The sequence below is a fragment of the Kitasatospora sp. NPDC001309 genome (genome assembly GCF_042896295.1).
GTDB lineage: Bacteria > Actinomycetota > Actinomycetes > Streptomycetales > Streptomycetaceae > Kitasatospora.
In genome coordinates this window covers 81,248-102,550 of sequence record NZ_JBIAXC010000017.1, presented here as the reverse complement: position 1 = coordinate 102,550, position 21,303 = coordinate 81,248, and the positions used below count along the sequence as shown (strand labels likewise).

General features: G+C 74.8%; 18 protein-coding genes and 1 pseudogene. 14 read left to right on the top strand and 5 right to left on the bottom strand.

The annotated features are described in order from the left end of the window. The first annotated feature begins 105 nt into the window (after positions 1–105). The 11 genes and pseudogenes from ACFY2K_RS19120 to ACFY2K_RS19070 all read left to right on the top strand — a co-directional run bounded on the left by ACFY2K_RS19120 (position 106) and on the right by ACFY2K_RS19070 (position 14,040). Positions 106–1,425: a hypothetical protein gene (locus ACFY2K_RS19120; RefSeq protein WP_380591820.1), complete on the top strand. Its 1,320-nt coding sequence runs from the start codon at positions 106–108 to the stop codon at positions 1,423–1,425. A gap of 190 nt (positions 1,426–1,615) precedes the next feature. Next, positions 1,616–2,764, top strand: a complete 1,149-nt coding sequence (locus ACFY2K_RS19115; protein ID WP_380526792.1) for a hypothetical protein — start codon at positions 1,616–1,618, stop codon at positions 2,762–2,764. Positions 2,765–3,044: 280 nt separating this feature from the next. After that, positions 3,045–4,652 (top strand): annotated as a pseudogene (locus ACFY2K_RS19110) (AMP-binding protein); the annotation flags it as partial. A gap of 3 nt (positions 4,653–4,655) precedes the next feature. After that, the gene (locus ACFY2K_RS19105) at positions 4,656–5,096 is read left to right on the top strand and encodes an acyl-CoA thioesterase (RefSeq protein ID WP_375886190.1); all 441 of its coding nucleotides are present in this window, start codon (positions 4,656–4,658) and stop codon (positions 5,094–5,096) included. Beyond that, on the top strand, positions 5,093–7,528 hold the full coding sequence (locus ACFY2K_RS19100) for an FAD-dependent monooxygenase (protein WP_380643341.1): 2,436 nt from the start codon (positions 5,093–5,095) through the stop codon (positions 7,526–7,528). Before ACFY2K_RS19105 ends, ACFY2K_RS19100 begins: the two co-directional genes overlap by 4 nt. Before the next feature lie 9 nt (positions 7,529–7,537). Then, a complete protein-coding gene (locus ACFY2K_RS19095) occupies positions 7,538–8,506 on the top strand; it encodes a carbon-nitrogen hydrolase family protein (protein ID WP_380643343.1) in 969 nt (322 codons plus the stop codon). After that, complete coding sequence (locus tag ACFY2K_RS19090; protein ID WP_387712665.1) at positions 8,503–9,636, top strand: cupin domain-containing protein; 1,134 nt, start codon at positions 8,503–8,505, stop codon at positions 9,634–9,636. Before ACFY2K_RS19095 ends, ACFY2K_RS19090 begins: the two co-directional genes overlap by 4 nt. A gap of 14 nt (positions 9,637–9,650) precedes the next feature. Next, entirely contained in the window at positions 9,651–10,574 is a 924-nt protein-coding gene (locus tag ACFY2K_RS19085) for a fumarylacetoacetate hydrolase family protein (RefSeq protein ID WP_380526798.1), read from the top strand. A 16-nt stretch (positions 10,575–10,590) separates the two neighbouring features. Next, positions 10,591–11,343: an Asp/Glu racemase gene (locus ACFY2K_RS19080; protein WP_375885842.1), complete on the top strand. Its 753-nt coding sequence runs from the start codon at positions 10,591–10,593 to the stop codon at positions 11,341–11,343. Positions 11,344–11,473: 130 nt separating this feature from the next. Beyond that, on the top strand, positions 11,474–12,316 hold the full coding sequence (locus ACFY2K_RS19075) for a PaaX family transcriptional regulator C-terminal domain-containing protein (protein ID WP_375885840.1): 843 nt from the start codon (positions 11,474–11,476) through the stop codon (positions 12,314–12,316). After that, complete coding sequence (locus tag ACFY2K_RS19070) at positions 12,313–14,040, top strand: amidohydrolase (protein WP_387712661.1); 1,728 nt, start codon at positions 12,313–12,315, stop codon at positions 14,038–14,040. The genes ACFY2K_RS19075 and ACFY2K_RS19070 overlap by 4 nt, the downstream gene beginning before the upstream one ends. A 32-nt stretch (positions 14,041–14,072) precedes the next feature. On the opposite strand, the gene ACFY2K_RS19065 is transcribed toward ACFY2K_RS19070, so the two are convergent. Further along, complete coding sequence (locus ACFY2K_RS19065) at positions 14,073–14,594, bottom strand: universal stress protein (protein ID WP_387712658.1); 522 nt, start codon at positions 14,592–14,594, stop codon at positions 14,073–14,075. A 184-nt stretch (positions 14,595–14,778) separates the two neighbouring features. On the opposite strand from ACFY2K_RS19065, the gene ACFY2K_RS19060 reads away from it, so the two are divergent. Then, positions 14,779–15,414 (top strand): alpha-ketoglutarate-dependent dioxygenase AlkB, encoded by a 636-nt coding sequence (locus ACFY2K_RS19060; RefSeq protein ID WP_380526804.1) that lies wholly within the window; start codon positions 14,779–14,781, stop codon positions 15,412–15,414. An 18-nt stretch (positions 15,415–15,432) separates the two neighbouring features. Here ACFY2K_RS19060 and ACFY2K_RS19055 read toward each other — a convergent pair whose 3' ends face one another. From ACFY2K_RS19055 to ACFY2K_RS19045, 3 genes are read right to left on the bottom strand one after another with little or no spacing between them, the layout of a single operon-like run. Next, the gene (locus ACFY2K_RS19055; RefSeq protein ID WP_387712654.1) at positions 15,433–16,293 is read right to left on the bottom strand and encodes a carbohydrate ABC transporter permease; all 861 of its coding nucleotides are present in this window, start codon (positions 16,291–16,293) and stop codon (positions 15,433–15,435) included. Continuing rightward, positions 16,290–17,270 carry a carbohydrate ABC transporter permease gene (locus ACFY2K_RS19050; protein ID WP_375885832.1) on the bottom strand — a complete coding sequence of 327 codons (981 nt, stop codon included), beginning with the start codon at positions 17,268–17,270 and terminating at the stop codon, positions 16,290–16,292. The genes ACFY2K_RS19055 and ACFY2K_RS19050 overlap by 4 nt, the downstream gene beginning before the upstream one ends. A 28-nt stretch (positions 17,271–17,298) precedes the next feature. Then, positions 17,299–18,606: an extracellular solute-binding protein gene (locus ACFY2K_RS19045; RefSeq protein ID WP_387712651.1), complete on the bottom strand. Its 1,308-nt coding sequence runs from the start codon at positions 18,604–18,606 to the stop codon at positions 17,299–17,301. A 330-nt stretch (positions 18,607–18,936) separates the two neighbouring features. On the opposite strand from ACFY2K_RS19045, the gene ACFY2K_RS19040 reads away from it, so the two are divergent. Beyond that, positions 18,937–19,773, top strand: a complete 837-nt coding sequence (locus ACFY2K_RS19040) for an IclR family transcriptional regulator (protein ID WP_375885829.1) — start codon at positions 18,937–18,939, stop codon at positions 19,771–19,773. A 239-nt stretch (positions 19,774–20,012) separates the two neighbouring features. Further along, positions 20,013–20,723, top strand: a complete 711-nt coding sequence (locus ACFY2K_RS19035) for an alpha/beta hydrolase (protein ID WP_387712647.1) — start codon at positions 20,013–20,015, stop codon at positions 20,721–20,723. A 46-nt stretch (positions 20,724–20,769) separates the two neighbouring features. Here ACFY2K_RS19035 and ACFY2K_RS19030 read toward each other — a convergent pair whose 3' ends face one another. Then, the gene (locus ACFY2K_RS19030) at positions 20,770–21,294 is read right to left on the bottom strand and encodes a universal stress protein (RefSeq protein ID WP_387712644.1); all 525 of its coding nucleotides are present in this window, start codon (positions 21,292–21,294) and stop codon (positions 20,770–20,772) included. Positions 21,295–21,303 lie beyond the last annotated feature (9 nt).

Below are 21,303 nucleotides of genomic sequence, written 5' to 3'. Positions count from 1 at the left end.
ACGCCCCGGCGGGCGGACGACGGCAACCGGTCGGACGACGGCAACCGGTCGGGCCCGCACGGAAATCGGCGGCGGGCCCGACCGGGCGGCGGGCAGAATGCGCGGATGCCCACCCTGCTGTACGCCGTCGCCCGCAACCCCGCCCTGCCGCCCGAGCTGCTCGGGCAGCTGATCGACCGACTCCCCGCCGCGGACGAGGAGTTGGCGTGCGCACTCGCGGAACGGCCGGACCTCGACCCGGGGCAGGTCCGGCTGCTGGCCGAACGCTTCGAGGACGCCGCCGTACGGCTCGCCGAGCGCGGCCTGTTGCCCGTCGGGGACGTCGACCCGCTCGCCCGGCCGCGGGTCGCGCTCGTCCTGCTGGACGAAGGACGCGGGGACCCGGCCTGGGCCCGGCTTTTCGCCCGCGACCCGGACGAGCTGGTGCGGGAACGGCTCGCCTCCGCGGTCGGGCTCCCGGACGAGGTCGCGGACCTGCTCGCGGTGGACGAGTCCGACGACGTGGTGGCCGTTCTCGGACACTGCACCGGGCGCCCGGACCTGCTGGCACGGCTGGCCGCGCACCCGGCGGCGCAGGTCCGACGCGCGGCCGCGGCCAACGAGGCCACGCCCGCGGAACTGCTCACGGCCCTGCTGGACGATCCCGAGGTGATGGTCCGCGAACGGGCGGCGGCCCATCCGACCACCCCGGGGTCGGCCGCCGCCCGCCTGGTGGGTGACCACATGATGATCCGGCAGGCGCTCGCCACCCACCCCGGGCTGCCCGCCGAGGCGTACCGCCGGCTGGCCGGGGACGAGATCCCCTGGGTCCGCTCCAACCTGGCCCGGAACCCGGGGATCGACGCGGCACTGATGAGCCGGCTCGCCGAGGACGACGGCTACGACGTCCGGCGCTCGCTCGCCCACAACCCCGCCATCCCGTTCGACCTCCTCGCCCGGCTCGCGGCCGCCGTCCGGATCGGCTCGACCCTGCTTCCCCGGATCGCCGCCGCCACTCCGGCCGAACTCCGCGCCCTCGCCGCCGTACCCGAACCCAGGGTCCGCGTGCTGGTCGCCGAGCACCGGGCCCTGCCGACGGACCTCCGGGACCGGCTCGCCGCGGACCCGGACGCGAGCGTGGTCAAGTCGGTGGCCCCGCATCCGGGCCTCAGCGGTGCCCAACTGGCCACCGTGCTGGACCGGTTCGGCACGAAGGTGGCCACCGCCGTGACCAGGAACCCGGGTACCACCACCGCACTGCTCGACCGCATCGCCACCACCCCGCCCACCCCCGTCAAGGCCCTGCGGACCCTCGCCGCCCACCCGAACGCCTCCCCCGCCGCGCTGACCGCCTGCCTGGCCTCCGCGGACCACCGCACCGCCGAGGCCGCGGCCGCCAACCCGGCGCTGCCGGTAGCGGTGATGGCGGAGCTGGCCACCCGGTGACGGACCGGACCGGCGACCGACGGGACCGGCGACCGACGGGACCGGCGACGGACGGGACCGGTGGGCCGCCGGGTCTCCGCCAGGTCCGCGCGCGGTTGCAGTTGCGTCTCCGTTCAACCGGAGGGGGGTGTGCCCCGGCGGCCGGTCCGGGAGCCTGGGGGCAACGACTCGTACGGCGGGGGGAGTTGCCATGGGGGACGGCCGCGGGCTGGTGGCGGGTGTGGTGGGGGCGCTGGTGCGACTGGCCCGGGGCACGCCCGGCGGGCGGGGGCGGGCGGTGGCCGAGGTGGTCCGGGCCCGGTTGCGGCTGACGCCCGAGGGGGCCCGGGCGCTGTCGGCGATCGAGGCGGACCCGGACGATCCGGCGGCGCGGGCCGAACTGGCCGCGGCCGTCGCCCGGCTGCTCGCCACCGACCAGGGGTTCGCGCAGTACCTGACCACCACCGACCTCGGCGGGACGGCCGATCCGAACACCGTCCAGCTGCGGACGGACGCGAGCCCCAGCACGGTCCAACTGCGGACCGGCCCGAGCACCGTCCAGCTGCGCACCGGGGGGCCGGACGCGGAACCGGAGCCTCGCACCGTCCGGCCGGGGGCGGACCCGGACGCCCCGGCCGGCGGCCCGAGCACCGTCCAGCTGAGGGTCGACCCGGCGGCCGCCGGCGCCGCCCGGGCCCTGGCGGCCCGGCGCGGCAACGTCGCCGTCCTCACCGTCCTGGCCCTGGTCCTGATCGCCGCGCTGGTCGCACTCGGGATCAACCTCGGCTCGCGCCCGCTGCTGCAACCCACCGGGCCCGACTTCGCCCACGCCGCCCGGACCATCCGCGATCCCGCGCGGGTGCAGGGCGTGCTGCCGGACGCCGCCGCGATGCCGGGCGGCTGGCAGCAGCAGGGGGCGCCGCGTTCGGGGACGGGCAGCGGGCCGGGCGCGCCCTGTCTGCTCCCGGGCGCCTGCGACCAGCAACTCGCCTATGCGACGGTGTCGTTCAGTGCCGCGCCGCTGCCGTCCGTGCAGTTCACCGTGGTCACCTTCAGCTCCGCCGAGGCGGCCGGCCGGGCCTTCGACACCCGGCTCGACCTCCTCGACGCCCGGGGCGACGCGGCCCCGGCGGCCGTCCAGGCGGTCGGCGACCGGAGCGCCGCCCGCACCCGGGGCGACTCGACGGCGGAGACGGTGGTCCGGGTCGACTCGACGCTGCTCTACGTGCACTACGCCGGGCCGGGGGCCGCGGTGGCACTGCCCGGGCTCACCCCGTTCGCCCGGATGCTCGCCGAGCGCGCCCGGCAGGCCGAGGACGGCCGGACCCCGGACGCCGTCTTCCACGCCACCGGGGGCTGAACGCCGACGCTTCCCGGCCGCCCCGGCAAGCCCGGCCACCCGGCAAACCCGGCAAACCCGGCCGCCCAACGAGGCACAGCCACCCCGGGAACCCCACCCGCACCGCAGCTCCCCTGCGCCCCGCAGGCCCCACCGGCCGGCGGGGCGCTCCGCTCGCCCCGCCCCGCCCCTGACCTGCGCCGACCGCCCCCGTCGCCCGAATGCATGTATCGCTCTCTTGACTGGCGTCACGAGCGCGCCATACTGGCTTCACTCCCGCTCGCCCGACGAGGTGCCGCCCATGGAGCTCTCCCCCTCGGCGCACATGGACACGTTCTGCCGAGACCATCTCCCGCCCTTCGACCAGTGGCCAGAACTCCTCTTCGAACTCCCGGAGTTGGCCTACCCCGACCGACTGAACTGCGCGTCCGCCCTGCTCGACGACACCATCGCCCGCCTGGGCCCCGACCGCCGCTGCCTGCTCACCCCCACCACCCGGTGGAGCTACGGCGAACTGCGCGACCACGCCGACCGGACAGCCCGCCTGCTCACCGAGGAACTGGGCCTGGTCCCCGGCAACCGCGTCCTGCTGCGCGGCCCCAACACCCCCTGGCTGGCCGCCTGTTGGCTCGGGGTCCTGAAAGCCGGCGGGGTGGTAGTCACCACCGTGCCGCTGCTCCGGGCGGCCGAGCTGACCGAACTGGCCCGGATCGCCCGCCCCACCCTCGCCCTGTGCGACCACCGCTTCCGCACCGAGCTCGACCTCGCCGACGCCCCCGGGCTGCGGGTCCTCTCCTTCGGCGGCCCCGGCCCCGAGGACCTCACCGCCCGCAGTGCCACCCAGCGGCCCGGCTTCACCGCCGTACCGACCGCCGCCGACGACGTCGCGCTGATCGCCTTCACCTCCGGCACCACCGGCCGACCCAAGGCCACCCTGCACTTCCACCGGGACGTGCTGGCCAACGCCGACACCTTCTCCCGCCACCTGCTCCGCCCCACCCCCGACGACCTCTTCACCGGCACCCCGCCGTTCGGCTTCACCTTCGGCCTCGGCGGCCTGCTGGTCTTCCCGCTGCGGGCCGGCGCCGCCAGCCTGCTGCTGGAGCGGGCCACCCCCGAACAGCTCGCCGAGGAGGTCGCCCGGCACGGGGTGAGCGTGCTGTTCACCGCGCCCACCGCCTACCGGGCGATCCTGGCCGCCGGGCTCGCCGACCGGCTGTCCGGCGTACGGCGCTGCGTGTCGGCCGGCGAGCCGCTGCCCGCCGCCGTGTGGGAGGCCTTCCACGCCGCCACCGGCCGACGGCTGATCGACGGGATCGGCGCCACCGAGCTGCTGCACGTGTTCATCTCGGCCGCCGACGACGACGCCCGGCCCGGCGCCACCGGCCGCCCCGTCCCCGGCTACCGGGCGGCGATACTCGACCGGCAGGGCAACCCGGTGCCGGACGGCCAACCCGGACTGCTCGCCGTCAAGGGCCCCACCGGCTGCCGCTACCTGGACGACAAGCGCCAGCGCGAGTACGTCCGCGGCGGCTGGAACCTCACCGGCGACACCTACCTCCGCGACCGGGACGGCTACTTCCGGTACCAGGCCCGCAACGACGACATGATCGTCTCGGCGGGGTACAACATCGCCGGCCCCGAGGTGGAACAGGCCCTGGCCGCCCACCCCGCGGTCGCCGACTGCGCCGTGGTGGCCGCGCCGGACGAACGGCGCGGCACGGTGGTCAAGGCGTACGTGGTGCTGACCGGGGGCACCCCGGCCGGCGCCGGGACCGTCAAGGAGCTCCAGGAGCACGTCAAACGCACCATCGCGCCGTACAAGTACCCGCGCGCCGTCGAGTTCGTCCCCGAGCTGCCGCGCACCGCGACCGGCAAGCTGCTCCGCGCCGAGCTGCGCAGAAGGGCCGCCGTGACACACCGATCCGAGCCGGAGCCCGCCCCGGCCGCCATCACCATCGAGCGCCGGGTCGAGTGGTCGGACACCGACGCCGCCGGGCACTACCACTTCTCCGCCGTCCAGCGCTGGGCCGAGGCCGCCGAGGCGGCGCTGCTGCGCCGGCTCGGCCTGGCCGAGCTGTTCGGACGGATCCCCCGGGTGCACTTCGAGGCCGACTACCGGGAGCGGCTCTGGTTCGGGGACGTGGTCCGCACCGAGCTGCGGGTCGTCCGGGTCGGCGGCTCCTCGCTGCACTACGCCTTCGAGGTGCACGGCCCGCAGGGGCTGGCCGCCAGCGGCCGGATGTCGGTGGTGCACGCCGCGCCGCGGGTCAAGGGCGCCGAGCCCTGGCCCGACCCGGTCCGCCGGGCGCTCACCGAGGCCGGTCCGCAGCAGCCCGAGGTGGTCGCGTGACGGGCGGGCCGCAGCAGTCGACGGCCGGACAGCAGACGGGCGGGCAGCGGCCGACGGGCGGGCCGCAGCAGCCGACGCCCGGCGGGCCGCGCCGCATCGCGGTGATCGGCGCCGGCCCCGGCGGGCTCTACTTCGCCGCCCTGGCCAAGCAGTTGGACCCCGCCCGCGAGATCACCGTGTTCGAACGGGACGGCCGGGAGGACGCGTTCGGCTTCGGCGTGGTGTTCTCCGACGAGACCCTGGACGGCATCGCCCAGGCCGACCCGAAGGTCTTCGCCGCGATCAGCGCCGAGTTCGCCCGCTGGAGCGACATCGACATCCGCTACGCCGGCCAGGTCCGCACCAGCGGCGGGCACGGCTTCGCCGCCCTGGACCGCAACCGGCTGCGCGCCGTCCTCCAGGACCGCTGCGCCGAGCTGGCGGTGGACGTGCGCTACCGCACGCCCGCCCCGCCGGCCGACCGGCTCGCCGCCGAGTACGACCTGGTGGTGGCCGCCGACGGCATCCACTCCGGCACCCGGGCCGCCCGCCCGGAGGCGTTCCGCACCGAACTGGACGAGCGGCACTGCCGCTACATCTGGCTCGCCACCGACAAGGTCTTCGAGGCCTTCACCTTCATCGTCGAGGAGTTCGACTTCGGCACCGTGCAGGTGCACGCCTACCCGTACAGCGCCACCCGCTCGACCTTCATCGTCGAGATCGCCGCGGACGCCTGGCGCCGGGCGGGCTTCGAGGCCCTCGCCGCAAGGGAGTTCGCGCGCGGCGAGAGCGACCTGGCGAGCGTGGAGCGCTGCGCGGAACTGCTCGCCGGGCACCTGGACGGCCACCGGCTGATCCCCAACGCCTCCCGCTGGATCCGCTTCACCACCGTCCGCAACGCCAGTTGGCGCCACGGCAACACCGTGCTGCTCGGCGACGCCGCGCACTCCGCGCACTTCTCGATCGGCTCGGGCACCAAGCTGGCCCTGGAGGACGCCCTCGCCCTGGCCGCCGCGCTGAGCGAACAGCCCACCCCGGACGGCGCGTTGGCCGCCTACGAGGCCGAGCGGCGGCCGGTGGTGGAGTCCACCCAGCGGGCCGCGCAGGCCAGCCTGGAGTGGTTCGAGACGGTGGGGCGCCGCACCGGGCGGGACCCGGACCGGTTCGCCTTCGACCTGCTCACCCGAAGCCGCCGGGTCACCTACGACAACCTGCGGGCCCGCGACCCGGAGTTCACCGCCGCCGTGGACGCCGCCACCGGCGGCTCCCCCGGGGTGCCGCCGATGTTCCGGCCGCTGAAACTCGGCGCCCTGGAGCTGCGCAACCGGATCGTGGTGCCCCCGCTGGCGACCTTCACCTCCCCCGACGGACTGCCCAGCGCCTTCGACCGGGCCCAGCTGACCGCCCACGCGCTCGGCGGCGCCGGGCTGGTGATCGCCGGGATGACGGCGGTCAGCCCCGAGGGCCGGGCCACCGACCGCTGCCCCGGGCTGTGGACCGACCGCCAGGAGGGCGCCTGGGCGGAACTGCGGCGCGCCGTCGCGGCGGTGAGCGACACCCCGGTCGGCCTCCAGCTCACCCACGCCGGCCGCCGGGGCGCCACCGCCGCGCCCGGACCGGACGGCATCGGCCGCCCGCTCGCCGACGGCTGGCCGCTGCTCGCCCCCTCACCGCTGCCCTGGGACTCCGGCAGCGCCGTCCCGCACGAGGCGAACGACGTCCACCTGGCCGTCGTCACCGCCGACTTCGCGGCCGCCGCCGAACGCGCCGCCCGGGCCGGGTTCGACGTGCTGGAGCTCCAGTTCGGCCACGGCCACCTGCTCTCCGCCTTCCTCTCCCCGCTCACCAACCACCGCACCGACGGCTACGGCGGCCCGCTCGCCCACCGGCTGCGGCTGCCGGTCGAGGTGCTGTCCGCCGTCCGCGCCGTCTGGCCCGCCGGGCGGCCGCTGCTGGTCCGGATCTCGGCCGCCGACTGGGCCCCCGGCGGCACCACCGAGGACGAGGCGGTGGCGATCTGCCGGGCGCTGGGCGAGGCCGGGGCGGACGCGGTGGACGTCTCCACCGGCGAGGTGGTGGCGCACCAGCGGCCGCCGTACGGGCGCGGCTTCCAGACGCCCTTCGCCGAACTGGTCCGCGCCGCCACCGGCCTGCCGACCGTCGCGGTCGGCGCGATCTCCGGCCACGACGACGCCAACTCCGTCCTGCTGGCGGGCCGCGCCGACCTGGTCGCGGTCGGCCGGGCCCAGCTGCACGACCCGTTCTGGACCCTGCACGCCGCCGCCGAGCAGGCGTACACCGGCCCGGGCGCCCCCTGGCCCGCGCCCTGGCTCGCCGGGCGCCGCAGGCCGCCGGGCCCGGGCGCCGACAAGGTCGCCCCGCGCCTGCACCTGCTGCGGGAGGCCGCCCCGCCCGTCCACCGCCGCTGGCGGCCGGCTCCGGACGGGCAGTGAGGAGGACGCATGGACCTGCCGCGCTTCACCGCCGCCGCCGTCCAGGCCGCCCCGGTCTACCTGGACCCGGCCGCCACCGTGGACAAGGCCGTCGCCCTGATCCGGGAGGCAGCCGGCCGCGGCGCCGAACTCGTGGTCTTCCCCGAGGTCTTCGTGCCCGGCTACCCGTACTGGAACTGGACGATGACCCCCGTGCAGGGCTCCCCCTGGTACGAACGGCTGTACCGCGCCGCGGTGGACGTCCCCGGACCGTACGTGGACGCCCTGTGCTCGGCCGCCCGGCAGGCCGGGGTGGTGCTGGTGATCGGCGTCAACGAGCGCGGCCGGCACAGCCTCGGGGTGCTGTACAACACCCTGCTGATCATCGGCTCGGACGGCGAACTCCTCGGCGTGCACCGCAAACTGGTACCCACCTGGGCCGAGAAGCTGACCTGGACCCAGGGCGACGGCAGCTCGTTGAAGGTGCACCGCACCGCCGTCGGCCCGCTCGGCGCCCTGGCCTGCGGGGAGAACACCAACACCCTGGCCCGCTTCACCCTGCTGGCCCAGGGCGAACTCGTCCACGCCGCCGCCTACATCGCCCTGCCGGTCGGCCCCGAGGACTACGACATGGCGGAGGCGATCGCGCTGCGCGCCGCCGCCCACTGCTTCGAGGGCAAGCTGTTCACCGTGGTCTCCTGCTCGACCGTGTCGCCCGAGATGATCGACCTGATCGCCGGTGACGACCGCCGGCTGCGCAGCCAACTCGCCCGCCCGCACAGTGCGTTGTCCGGGATCTTCGGACCGGACGGCCGGGCGGTCACCGAACCGCTGGTCGACGAGGAGGGCATCGTCTACGCCGAGATCGACCTCGGCCGCTGCATCCAGCCCAAGCAGATGCACGACATCGTCGGCCACTACAACCGCTTCGACGTCTTCCGGCTGCACGTGGACGACCGCCCGCTGCGGCCACTCACCTTCCCCGAGGAGGAGTCATGAGCACCGAAGGCACCTACGACGACGGCCGGATCGGCCGGGCCCGCGTCAACGACAGCACCGAACTGCTCGCCTACTACGAGGAGTTGGCCAAGCACGAGGCCGGCGCCCTGTGGACGGTGGCGAACGAGATCGAACCCTGGTACCCGCAGCCGAAGTCCGTCCCGGTGCTCTGGCGCTACGCCGACCTGCGCCCGCTGGTCCGCAAGGCCCTCCCGCTGGTGAAGGCCGACGACGCGGGCCGCCGGGTGGTGATGCTGGTCAACCCCGGGCGCCGCGAACTCAGCGCCGCCGTCGGCCTGTTGTACACCGGCCTGCAGATCATGGGCCCCGGCGAGGCGATGACCGCGCACCGCCACCAGGCCTCCGCCCTGCGTTTCGTCCACGAGGGCACCGGTGCCTGGACGATCGTCGACGGCCAGAAGCTCCGGGTCGGCCCGCGCGACTTCGCGATCACTCCCAACAGCACCTGGCACGAGCACGGCAACGAGGCCGAGGACAACCCGGTGATCTGGCAGGACGGCCTGGACATCCCGCTGGTCAACACCCTGGACGCCAACTTCTACGAAGTCCACCCGGACCTCTACCAGCGCCCCGGCCCGGTCCCGAACTCCTCCCTGCTCAGCTACGGCGGCAACCTGCTCCCGTACGGCGTCGAGAAGTGGACCCGCCCGTACTCGCCGCTGCTCGGCTGGCCCTGGGAGCCCAGCTACCACGCGCTGTGCCGACTGGCCCGCGCCACCGAGGGATCCCCGTACGACGGCGTGATCATGGAGTACACCAACCCGGTCACCGGCGGCTCGGTGATGCCCACCATGGCCGCCCACCTCCAGCTGCTCCGCCCCGGCCAGGCCACCCGCGCCCACCGGCACACCGGCTCGGTGGTCTACACCGCCGCCAAGGGCCGGGGCGTCTCGGTGATCGCCGGGCAGCGCTTCGAGTGGCAGCAGGGCGACATCTTCGTCGTCCCGTCCTGGGCCTGGCACGAGCACGAGAACCTCGACCAGGGCGAGGACGCCTGCCTGTTCTCCTTCAACGACTTCCCGGTGATGCACTCCCTCGGCCTCTACCGCGAGGAGGCCCACCCGGCCCACGACGGGCACCAGGACACCCCCGAGCCCACCGCCCCGTAACAGGAGTCCACCCGATGCAGCTGCTGACCTTCCGCGCCGACGGCGACCCCACCCCCCGGCTCGGCGCCCGCACCGACGGCGACCGGGTCGTCGACCTGACCGCCCTGGCCACCGCCGCCGGGGCCGAACTCCCGCCCGACCTGCTGGGGTTGATCCGGGCGGGCGAACCGGCCCTGGCCACCGCCCGCGCCCTGACCGCCCGCGCCCTGACCCCTGGCGCCCTCACCGCCGGCGCGCCGACCACCCGGCCGCTCGCCGAGGTCACGCTGTGCGCCCCGCTGCGCCCCGGCAAGATCGTCGGGGTCGGCCTCAACTACGTGGAGCACGTGGCCGAGTCCCACCGCACCCTGGACACCGAGCGCGAACTCCCGGACCGCCCGGTGCTGTTCGGCAAGCCCACCACCGCCGTCACCGGCCCCGGCGGGCCGATCCTGCACAACGCCGACCTCACCAAGCAGCTCGACTGGGAGTGCGAACTCGCCGTGGTGATCGGCGAGCCCGCGTTCCGGGTGAGCGAGGCGGACGCCTGGCGGCACGTGTTCGGCTACAGCATCGTCAACGACATCAGCGCCCGCGACCAGCGCCGCAGCGGGCAGTGGTTCTTCTCCAAGGGCCAGGACAGCTACGCGCCGTTCGGCCCGGTCGTGGTCACCGCCGACGAGATCCCCGACCCGCAGCGGCTCGACCTCTCGCTGCGGGTCAACGGCGAACTGCGGCAGGACTCCAACACCCGCCACATGCTGTTCGGCATCGCCCGGCTGATCGCCGACATCTCCGCCGGGATGACCCTGGAACCCGGCGACGTCATCTCCACCGGCTCCCCCTCCGGGGTCGGCGCCGGCATGGTCCCGCCGCAGTTCCTGCAGCCCGGCGACCTGGTCGAGGCCACCATCGAGCGGATCGGCACCCTCGCCAACCCCGTGATCGACGCCCGCTGAGAGGAGTCCGGCGCAGATGACCACCTACCGGATCGGCCAGATCGTCCCGAGCTCCAACGTCACCATGGAGACCGAAGTCCCGGCCCTGCTGCGGGCCCGCGAGGCGGTCGCCCCGGAACGGTTCACCTTCCACTCCAGCCGGATGCGGATGACCAGGGTCACCCCCGAGCAACTGCGCGCCATGGACGGCGAGTCCGACCGCTGCGCCGCCGAGCTCTCGGACGCCCGGGTCGACGTGATCGGCTACGCCTGCCTGGTCGCGGTGATGGCCACCGGCCCCGGCTACCACCGCGAGGCCGAGCAGCGGCTGCACCGCCGCACCGTCGAGAACGGCGCGCCCGCGCCCGTGGTGACCAGCGCCGGCGCCCTGGTCGCCGGGCTGCAGGCGCTCGGCGCGCGGAAGGTCGCGATGGTCACCCCGTACCTGCGCCCGCTGGCCGCGACGGTGGTCGACTACCTCGGCGGGGAGGGCATCGAGGTGCTCGACCACGTCGCGCTGGAGATCGCCGACAACCTCGACGTGGCCGCCCACGACCCGGCCCGGCTGCCCGGGATCGCCAAGGGCCTGGCGCACGGAGACGCGGACGCGGTGGTGCTCTCCGCCTGCGTGCAGATGCCCTCGCTGTCCGCCGTCGAGGAGGCCGAGCAGCAGCTCGGCAAGCCGGTGGTCTCGGCGGCGATCTGCACCACCCACCAGTTGCTCCGGGCGCTCGGCCTGCCCGCCGTCGCCCCCGGCGCCGGGCACCTGCTCTCCGGCGCGTACGCCTGAGCCACGCCCCGGTCACGCCCGGCCCCCACCCGCCCCGAGGCCGATCCGCACCAACCCGCCACCGGCCCGCGCCCGACCCGCGGTGCCGTCGCTATGATCACCACCAGCCGTCGGGGAGGAGGGCCCGCAGATGCCGGAGAGCACCACCCGGCCCAGCTCCCTGATCAACACCGTCTACGGAGAGTTCGTCCGCCGCCTCGGCGGCTGGATATCGATCGCCGACCTGATCGCGCTGATGGCCGAGCTGGACGTCGACGGCCCGGCCGTCCGCTCGGCCATCTCCCGCCTGAAGAAGGCCGGCACCCTGCTCCAGGAGCGCCGTTCGGGCACCGGCTACCGGCTGGCCCCGGCGATGGGCCCGGTGTTCGACGAGGGCGACCGCCGGATCTTCCACAGCCTGGAGCCCGCCGAGCTCGCCGACGGCTGGGTGGTGGCGGTCTTCTCGGTGCCGGAGTCCGAACGCGCCCACCGCCACCAGCTGCGCTCCCGGCTGAGCTGGCTCGGCTTCGGCAACGCCGCCCCCGGCGTCTGGCTGGCCCCCGCCCGGCTGCTGCCGGACGCCCGCCGGCTGCTGGAGCGCCTCGGCCTAAGCGCCTACGTCCACCTGTTCCTCTCCGCCGAGTACGCCGGCTTCGCCGAACTCCGTACGGCGGTGGCGACGTGGTGGGACCTCCCGGCGATCGAGGCGCAGTACGCGGCCTTCACCGACGCCTGGCGGCCGGTCGCCGAGCAGGTGCGCGGACGGGAGCGGATCGACCCGGTCGAGGCCTTCCGGGACTACGTGCCGATGCTCACCCAGTGGCGCCGGCTGCCGTACCTCGACCCCGGGCTGCCCGCGCCGCTGCTGCCCGAGCACTGGAACGCCGTGCCGGCCCGCGCGGTGTTCACCGAGGTGCACGGGCTGTTCGCCGAGCCGAGCCTGCGCTACGTCGAGAAGGTCACCGGACTGTCCCACCCCGAGGAGCTGCCATGACCGCCCCGGACCGCACCCCCACCCCGGACCGCACCCCCACCCCGGACCGCACCCCCGCTCCGGCCACCAGCACCCCCGCTCCGGCCACCAGCACCCCCGCCCCGGCCGCGAGCACGCCCCCCGCCGATCTGCTGATCCGCGCCGCCGCCGTGCACACCCTCGTCCCGGGCGGGGCGCCGCAGCGGGCGGTCGCCGTCACCGGCGGCCGGATCACCGCCCTCGCCGCCGAACCGAGCGGCCTGGACGCCCTGGTCGGGCCGGACACCGAGGTGGTGGACGCCCCGGACGCGACCGTGCTGCCCGCCTTCGACGACACCCACACCCACCTGATCCTGGCCGGGCACAGCGTCCACGGCGTCCCGGTGCACCGGGCCCGGGACCTCGACGGCTTCCTGGCGCTGATCCGCGACCGGGCCGCCCGCACCCCCGCCGGGGAGTGGATCGCCACCACCGTCAACTGGCAGGAGGTGCTGCTCGCCGAGCAACGCCTGCCGACCACCGCCGAGTTGGACGCCGTCACCGCCGACCACCCGGTGCTGGTGCGCCGCGGCGCCTACAACATGGTGCTCAACTCGGCCGCGCTGCGGCTGGCCGGGATCGACGAGTCCACCGAGGCCCCGGACGGCGGGGTGATCGAGCGGGACGCGCGGGGGCGGCTGACCGGCCGGCTGATCAACCGGGCGGTCGAGGCGGTCGAGCGGGTGCTGCCGCGGCCGACCCTCGCCGAGCGGATCGAGGGGCTGCGCGCGGCCTCCGCCGACTACGCGGCCACCGGGATCGGGACGGTGCGCGACTGCCTCGTCCCGGTCGAGGACCTCGACGTGCTGGACGCGGCCCGGGCCGCGGGGGCGCTCGCCGTCCGGGTCCGGGCCCTGGTCTCCGGCTTCGCGGCCCGCACCCCCGCCCAGGTGGACGCCCTGCTCGACCGGATGGACGGCTGGCGCGCGGACGGCCGGGACGACGCCCGACTGCGGCTGTGGGGCGTCAAGTTCGGCATCGACGGCGGCTTCGAGGCGGGCGCCCTGGAGCAGCCGTACCAGGGGCAGCCCTGCTACCACGGGCGGCTGCTCTGGGAGCCGGCCGAGCTGCTCGCCGCGGTGGAGCGGGTGGTCGGGCGCGGCTGGCGGGTGGGTGTGCACGCCTGGGGCGACCGCGGGCTGCGGGTGCTGCTGGACGTCTTCGAGCAGGTGGTGAAGCGCCACCCGGGGCTGCCGCCGGGAACGCTCGTGGTCGAGCACGGCGGACTGGCCCGGGCCGACCAGCGGGCCCGGGCGGTGGCGCTGGGCATCCCGGTGACGGTGCAGCACCCGCTGCTGCACGACGGCGCGCTCACCCAGCAGCGGGCCTGGGGCGAGGAGCGCACCGCCGCGCTGTTCCCGCTGCGCGAGTGGCTGGACGAGGGAGCGCAGCTGTCGGCCGGATCGGACTTCCCGGTCGGCCCGTACGGCGCGATGGTGTCGGTGTGGGGCATGACGACCCGCGGCACCACGGCCGGGGTGGTCGGCCCCGAGCATGCGATCGGACGGGCCGAGGCGATCGCGCTGCACACCGTGAACGCCGCCCGGCTGACCGGCGAGGAGGCCGAGCGGGGCAGCCTGCGGCCGGGGGCGCTCGCCGACCTGACGCTGTGGCCGGTCGACCCGCTGCACTGCCCGACGGCGGACCTGCGCGGGCTGCTGCCGCTCCGTACGGTGATCGGGGGCCGAACCGTGCACGGGGGATGACGGCCCGACCGTGCACGGCAGTTGATGGGCCGTCAGGCCGCGATGAGCTCCCGCAGGTCGATGTCGCCGCGGTGCAGGGCGCGCAGGTCATCGTGCAGGGTGGACGGCGGGACGACGAGCACGCCGCCGCGCGCGTGGTCGAGGCAGTGGCGGGCGACCGAGCCGCGCAGCAGTCGGCGCAGGCGGCCGCGCAGCGAGCCGTGCCGGCCGGCGCTGATCACCAGCAGGTCGCCGGGCCGGTCGGCCAGTGCGGTCAGCACCGGGCCGGGCTCGCCGCGCATCACCAGCGGCTGCACCGGCAGGCCGATCGGCAGACCGCCGAAGGCCTGGCCGAGGGCGCTCTCCAGCCGGGCCCCGGCGGCGTCCCGCCAGGCGCGGAGCAGCGGCGGGCAGGGCCGGGCGCGGTAGCTGCGCTCGCCGCCGACCGGGGTCCAGGCCAGCACCGGGACGAGGACGGCCCCTCGGGCCCGGGCCTCCTCCGCCGCCCGGTGCAGGGCGGTCAGGCTGTGCAGGGAACCGCTGACTCCGACGATGACGCGGGCGCCGTCCGACATGATCCTTCGCTTTCCGATGTGAAGCCTATCCAGTGTCTGCGATTATGCTGCCACACCGTCGCGCAGACCTACAAATCAAAGGTATTCACTGAATATCGCCTTGCAATCGACCCAACTGGGCGCCCGAGCCGGCCTGGTCCAGGTAATTCGAGCGCCTGTTCGAATCACCGCGTACGCTGGCCCTATGCCCGGCACCGTCCACCTCCAGCCCTCGCTGTTCGAAGAAGCCGCCGACCCCCGGCTCGGCCCGCTCGACGGCGTCCAGCGCCTGCTCCTCGGCGACGGCGCCTGGCTGGACGTGCTGCCGGGCTGGCTGCACGGCGCCGACCGGCTGTTCGACCAGCTGGCCGCCGACGTCCCCTGGCGGGCCGAACGGCGGGAGATGTACGAGCGCACCGTCGACGTCCCCCGGTTGCTCGCCTCCTACGGCGCCGACGCCGAACCGCCGCACCCCGTCCTCGGCCTGGCCCGGACGGCGCTGAGCCGGCACTACGCGGCGGAGCTGGGCGAGCCCTTCCGCACCCTCGGGCTCTGCTACTACCGGGACGGCCGGGACAGCGTGGCCTGGCACGGCGACCGGATCGGGCGCGGCGCCCGGGAGGACACCATGGTGGCGATCCTCTCCGTGGGCGAGCCGCGCGTCCTCGCGCTGCGGCCCCGGTACGGCGGCGGCGCCGTCGTCCGCCGGCCGCTCGGCCACGGGGACCTGGTGGTGATGGGCGGCTCCTGCCAGCGCACCTGGGAGCACGCGATCCCGAAGACCGCCCGCCCGGTCGGCCCGCGGATCAGCATCCAGTTCCGCCCGTACGGGGTCGCCTGAGGGCCACCCCCTCGCTCATCAGTCCTTGACCGCGCCGGCCAGCCCGGACACCAGCCTGCGCTGCACCGCGATGAAGAACACCAGCACCGGCACCGTCATCAGCGTGGACGCCGCCATGATCCCGCCCCAGTCGTTCTCGTCCGGCTTGAAGAACACCAGTAGCGCGGAGGGCAGCGTCTGGTTCTGGCTGGCGCTGATGATGAAGGTCTTCGCGAAGACGAAGTCGTTCCACGCCGCGATGAAGGAGAACACGCTGGTCGCGGCCAGGCCCGGGGCCACCAGCGGCAGCAGGATCCGCCACAGGATGCGGGTCCGGCTCGCCCCGTCGATCTGCGCGGCCTCCTCGATCGAGACCGGCACGGCCGCGACGAAGCCGCGCATCATCCAGATCCCGAACGGCAGCGAGAACGCCAGCTGCACCAGCACCAGCGAGGCCAGGGTGTTCAGGCCGACGCCCGGGGCGAACCGGCCGGCGTCGCGGAACATGAAGAACAGCGGGATGGTCAGCGCCTCGACCGGGATCATCTGGGCGATCAGGAACATCACCATGATCGTGGTGCGGAACCGGAACCTGAACCGGGTCACCGCCACGGCGGCCAGGAAGACCACCACCGCCGACAGCACCACCACCGACAGCGCGACCACCAGGCTGTTCACGAAGTACCGGCCGAAGCCGTCCACGCTGAGCACCTGCCGGAAGCTGTCCAGCGTCGGGTGGGCGGTCCACGGCCTCGGGTCCAGCGACTGCACCTCGCCCTTGGGCTTGAAGGCCGAGAGCACCATCCAGAAGATCGGGAAGGCGGTGACCACCGCCAGCACCACGGCACCGCTGTTCGCCGCGAGCCGCCACCGGCCGCGGGGGTTGCGCAGGGCGTTCACAGCTCGTTCCCCGTCCGTCGCAGGCTGCGGATGTACAGGACCGTCGGTACCACCAGGATCAGCAGCATGATCACGCCGATCGCCGCGCCCAGCCCGTACTGCGAGGAGGCGAAGGCCTTCTGGTACGCGTACACGTTGAGCACCAGGTTCTGGCCGGCGATGCCGCCGCCCTCGGTCATCACGTAGATCTGGGTGAAGACCTTGAAGTCCCAGATCACCGACTGGATCACCACGATGGTCAGGATCGGCCGCAGCATCGGCGCGGTGATCCGGCGGAAGGTGGTCCAGGTGCCGGCGCCGTCCAGGGCGGCGGCCTCCATGACCTCCTCCGGGATGGCCCGGATGCCCGCGTAGAGGGTGACCATGACGAACGGGTAGGAGTGCCACACCACCACGGCGCCGACGATCAGGAACGCCGTCCACTTGTCGTAGAACCAGTTGAACTCGTGGAAGCCGCTCAGCCCGAGCCGCACCAGGGTGTGGTTGACCAGCCCGAGGTTGGTGTCGAACAGGAAGCTCCACACCGTCGAACCGGTCATCGCGGGCGCCGCCCAGGCGGCCATCGCCGCCGTGGTCAGCACCAGCCGCGGCCAGCGGCCCACCCTGGTCAGCAGCACCGCGAGGGTCGCACCGACGGCCAGGGTGGCGACCACGCAGAAGGCGGCGAAGCCGACGGTCTGCACCAGCACCGTCCAGAACTGGCCGTCCTCCAGGATCTTCGCGTAGTTGCCGAGGCCGACGAAGGAGGTCGGGACACCGCCGGAGGCCTGGGCCTGCCCGAAGTCCAGTACGGACAACAGCCCGAGCTGGTAGATCGGGTAGGCCACCAGCGGGACCAGGATGACCGCGGCCGGCAGGAGCAGCAGCAGCGGGGGCCGGCGGCGCCGGCCGCCCGGGGGTGCGGCCGGCGCCCTGCCCCCACGGCGCCGCTGCGGGGAGGCCGGCGCCGACGGGGCGGTCGTGGTGGATGCGGACACGTGCGGGACCTGCTCTCTGCTCGGCGGGTCAGTGCGCGGCGAAGGCCGAATTGATCTGCGCCGCGGCGTCGGCGGAGGCCTTGGCCACGTCCGCCTTGCCCGTGACCACCTGCTGCAGCATGGTCGGGATCACCGCCTGGGCGTCGATCTGCGCCCACGCCTGGTCCAGCGGCACGAAGCGGGTGCCGGCGGCGATGGTGTCGGTGAACGGCTTGAGGAAGGCGTCCTTCGCCCCGACCTCGGCGCTGACCGACTTGAGCGTCGGCAGGTTGCCCATCGCGTCGTACATCTGCGCCTGGTAGGCCGGGCTCGCCAGCAGCTTCGCGAACTCCACCGCCAGCGTGCGGTGCTTGGCCGCCTTCATCACCCCGAGGTTGTTGCCGCCCGCGAAGGCGGGGGCGATCGAGCCGGCCTTCTCCCCGGGCAGCGGCACCACGCCGTACTTGCCCTTGACCGCGCCCGCCTCCACCTTGCCGCGGTTGGAGTTGACCAGGATCGCCATCGCCGACTTCCCGGCCGCGAACAGGTCGACGGTCTTGCCGCCGGTCAGGTCCGCGCACTGCTGGGCGGGGCAGCCGTCCGGGCCGAACAGGTCGGTGTAGCGCTTGATCCCGGCCTGCGCGGCGGGCGAGTCGATGGCGGCCTTGAAGGCCGTGCCGTTCTTGGCCGCGATGTCGCCGCCCGCGTCCCAGACGAAGGGCAGCGCGCCGAAGGTGTACTTGCCGCCGACCGCGATGCCGAAGGTGTCCGGGTGCGCGGCGTGGATCTTCGCACCGGCCGCGACCAGTTCGGCGTACGAGGCGGGCGGGTTGAGCCCGGCCTCGGTGAACAGGTCGGTGCGGTAGTACAGGGCGCGCACGCCGACCCACCACGGCAGGCCGTAGGTCTTGCCGTCGACCACCGCCGTCCCCGCGATCGCCGGGTCGAGGTCGCCCTTGGACTGCCACGTGTCCAAGTCGGCGCCGATCTCGGCCAGTCCGCCGGCGGCGACGTAGCCGGGCAGGTCGGTGTTGCCGAACTCGACCAGGTCGGGGGCGCTGTTGGGGTCGTTGAAGGCGCCCTTCATCTTGGCGGCGCGGGCCGAGGCGTCGGTGTCGATGTAACCGACCTTCACCGTGACGCCCTGGTGGGAGGCCTGGAACTCGTTGACGGCCTTGGCCACCACGGCCTCCTTGGCCGCGTTGCCCGCCTCGTTGTACAGCCACACCTGGAGGGTGCCGGTGCGGTCGTCGGCCTTGCCGCCGGCCGGCGCCGCGGTGCCCGGGGCGCAGGCGGTGGCGGCGAGGCAGCAGGCGGCGAGCGCGACGGCCGCGGCGGCCCGACTGGTGAGTCGCATGGGTGGAGACCTCCCCTCCCGACAGCTGCCGCCGAGACGCTCCCCGCCGGGGGACGGGCGCGTCGAAGCAGGCCCTGACCGGGGCCGATGGTGGGTGAAGTGGTGGGGGTGACGGCAGGGCGCAGCGCCTCGGGTGGGCGACGCCGCCTGCTCGATGGCAGGGACGTTAGGCGTGGGCGATCGGGCCCAACAAGAGGTGGTTCACGAAGTTTTGCACTGCACAACGTTGTATCGAGGATGCGCCGACCCGGGCCCGAAGGGGTACGTTCTGACCACCCCCGCCGACGTGCGGGGGCCACGCCAGCAGAACCCGGACCAGGGAACGGACCCATGACGGAGACGTCGCCCCAGCAGCCCACGACGACGGCCGCGCCCGCGTCGAAGCCCACGACCGAGCGCAACCAGTCCTCCTCGCTGCGCCGCGCACTCGCCGTCCTCGGCCACGTCCGCGACCACGGCGACGGGCGCGGCGTGCCGCTCGCCCAACTCGCCGACGCCCTGGGCCTCAACAAGAGCACCGTGCTCCGGCTGGCCGGCCCGCTGCTCGACGAGCACCTGCTCGAACGGGACCGCGAGACCGGCTGGTTCCGCCTCGGCCACGGCTCGCTCCGGCTCGGCCAGGCCTACCTGACCACCCTCGACCTGCGCAGCGTCGCCGCCGAACACCTGCGCCGGCTCCAGCGCGAGGCCGGCGAGACCGTCCACCTGACCGTCTGGCAGGCACCCGGGATCGTCTACCTGGACAAGGTCGAGGACGAGACCAACGTCCGGATGGCCTCCCGGGTCGGCAGCCGGGCGCCCGCCTACTGCACCGCCACCGGAAAGGCGATCCTCGCCTGGCTGCCCGAGGAGGCGGTCACCGAGGTGGTCGCGGCCGGCCTGCGCCCAGTCACCGCCTGGACCATCGCGGACGAGACCCGGCTGCGCGCCGACCTCGCCCGGATCCGCGCCCGCGGCTACTCGATCGACGACCGGGAGAACGAACCCGAGGTGCGCTGCGTGGCCGCGCCGATCTTCGACCACACCGGCGAGGTCACGGCGGCCCTGTCCGTCTCCGGCCTCACCTCCCGGATGACGGCCGCCCGGGTCCGCGCCCTCGGCCCGGTCGTCGCCCAGGCCGGCCTGCGGATCTCCCGCGAACTGGGCTCCGACCGCCAGCCGTCCTGAACTCCCGCTCCCCGCGGACGGAAACGCGGACGGAAACGCGGACGGGGTCCGGCACCCGTGAAGGTGCCGGACCCCGTCCGAACCGTGGAGCGCCAGGCCCGGATCGCACGGACTCTTCCTACTGAAAGTAGGACGTGCTCTGGTAGCACCGCTGACGCCTGACGAGAGATCATCTCCCTCGCGACAGGAAGTACAGTAGCAGCTCCGTGACCACCCATCGAATCGGAGGCGAACCCGGCATGACGACCGCGCGACCGGAGGCCGTTCCGTACGCGGACGGACGCCTGTTGGACGTCCACCGCCCCGCCGCCACCGACTCCGGGCCCGCCCCCGTCGTCCTGCTCTGGCACGGCTCGGGCCCCGACGAGCGCGACGTGCTGCACACCCTCGCCCAGGAGGCCGCCGGACTCGGCCTGCTGGTCCTCGTCCCGGACTGGCGCTCCGACCGGGCGGACGGCGGCCGCGCCGACCTGCTCGCCTCGCTGGCCTTCGCCCGGCGCAACGCGGCGGCGTACGGCGGGGATCCGGACCGCTTCGTGCTCGCCGGCTGGTCGCTCGGCGGCCGGGAGGCCGTGGCGGTGGCCACCCACCCGGACACCCCGGCCGAGCTGCGCCCCACCGCCGCCGTCGGCATCGCCTCCGCGTACGGCCGCCCGGCGGCCACCACCGGGGACGTCCCGCTCGACCACCTGGCGGCGGGCCCGTCCCCGGTGCCGGTCCTGCTGGTGCTGGGCACCACGGACGAGGTGGTACCCGGCTGGCTGACCCATCAGCTGCACGCGGTCGCGCCGACCGCCGAACTGCTCGAACTCCCCACCGACCACGCCGGCGTGGTGATGACCACCTACGACCCCGGGGCTGACCGCTGCCTGCCCGCCACCGACCCCGCCACCCTGGCGGCCGGCCGGCGGACCGCCGCACTCCTCGCCCGGGCAGCCGGGCTCCGGTAGGGCCTGGCGCCGCCCAACGCCCCTACTCCGCGCGCCAGTTGACTGCCTAGTTGCCCGCCACCAGGTCCCGCAGGCCGTAGCCGCGCTCCAGCGCCTCCAGGTCCCGCTGGAGGGGCGGGCGCGGCACGGTGAGCACCGGGCAGGCCGCGTGCCGGACGCAGTAGGCGGTGACGGACGGCCGGATCAGCCGGGAGAGGCAGCCCCGCTCCCGTCCGGCGCCGAGCACCAGGACGTCGCCCGGCCGGTCCGCGCAGCGCAGCAGCGTGTGGGCGGTCTCGCCGCGCACGGCCTGGCAGCGCAGCCGGGCTCCGGCGTGCCGCCCGGCGAAGGCCTCGTCGAGCGCCTGCCGCAGCCGGGTGACGGCCGCGTCCCGGCCGGCGCCGACCACCGGCGGGCAGACCGAGCGGCGGTAGCCGAGCTCCTCCCCCGGCGGGGTCCAGCACAGCACCGCGAGCACCTCGGCGTCCGTCCGCCGGGCCTCGGCCACCGCGTGGTGCAGGGCCGCGAGGCTGCCGAGCGACCCGCTGACGCCGACCACGATCCGGCCGTCGCCCGCACCCGTGTCCGTCATCGCCCGCCC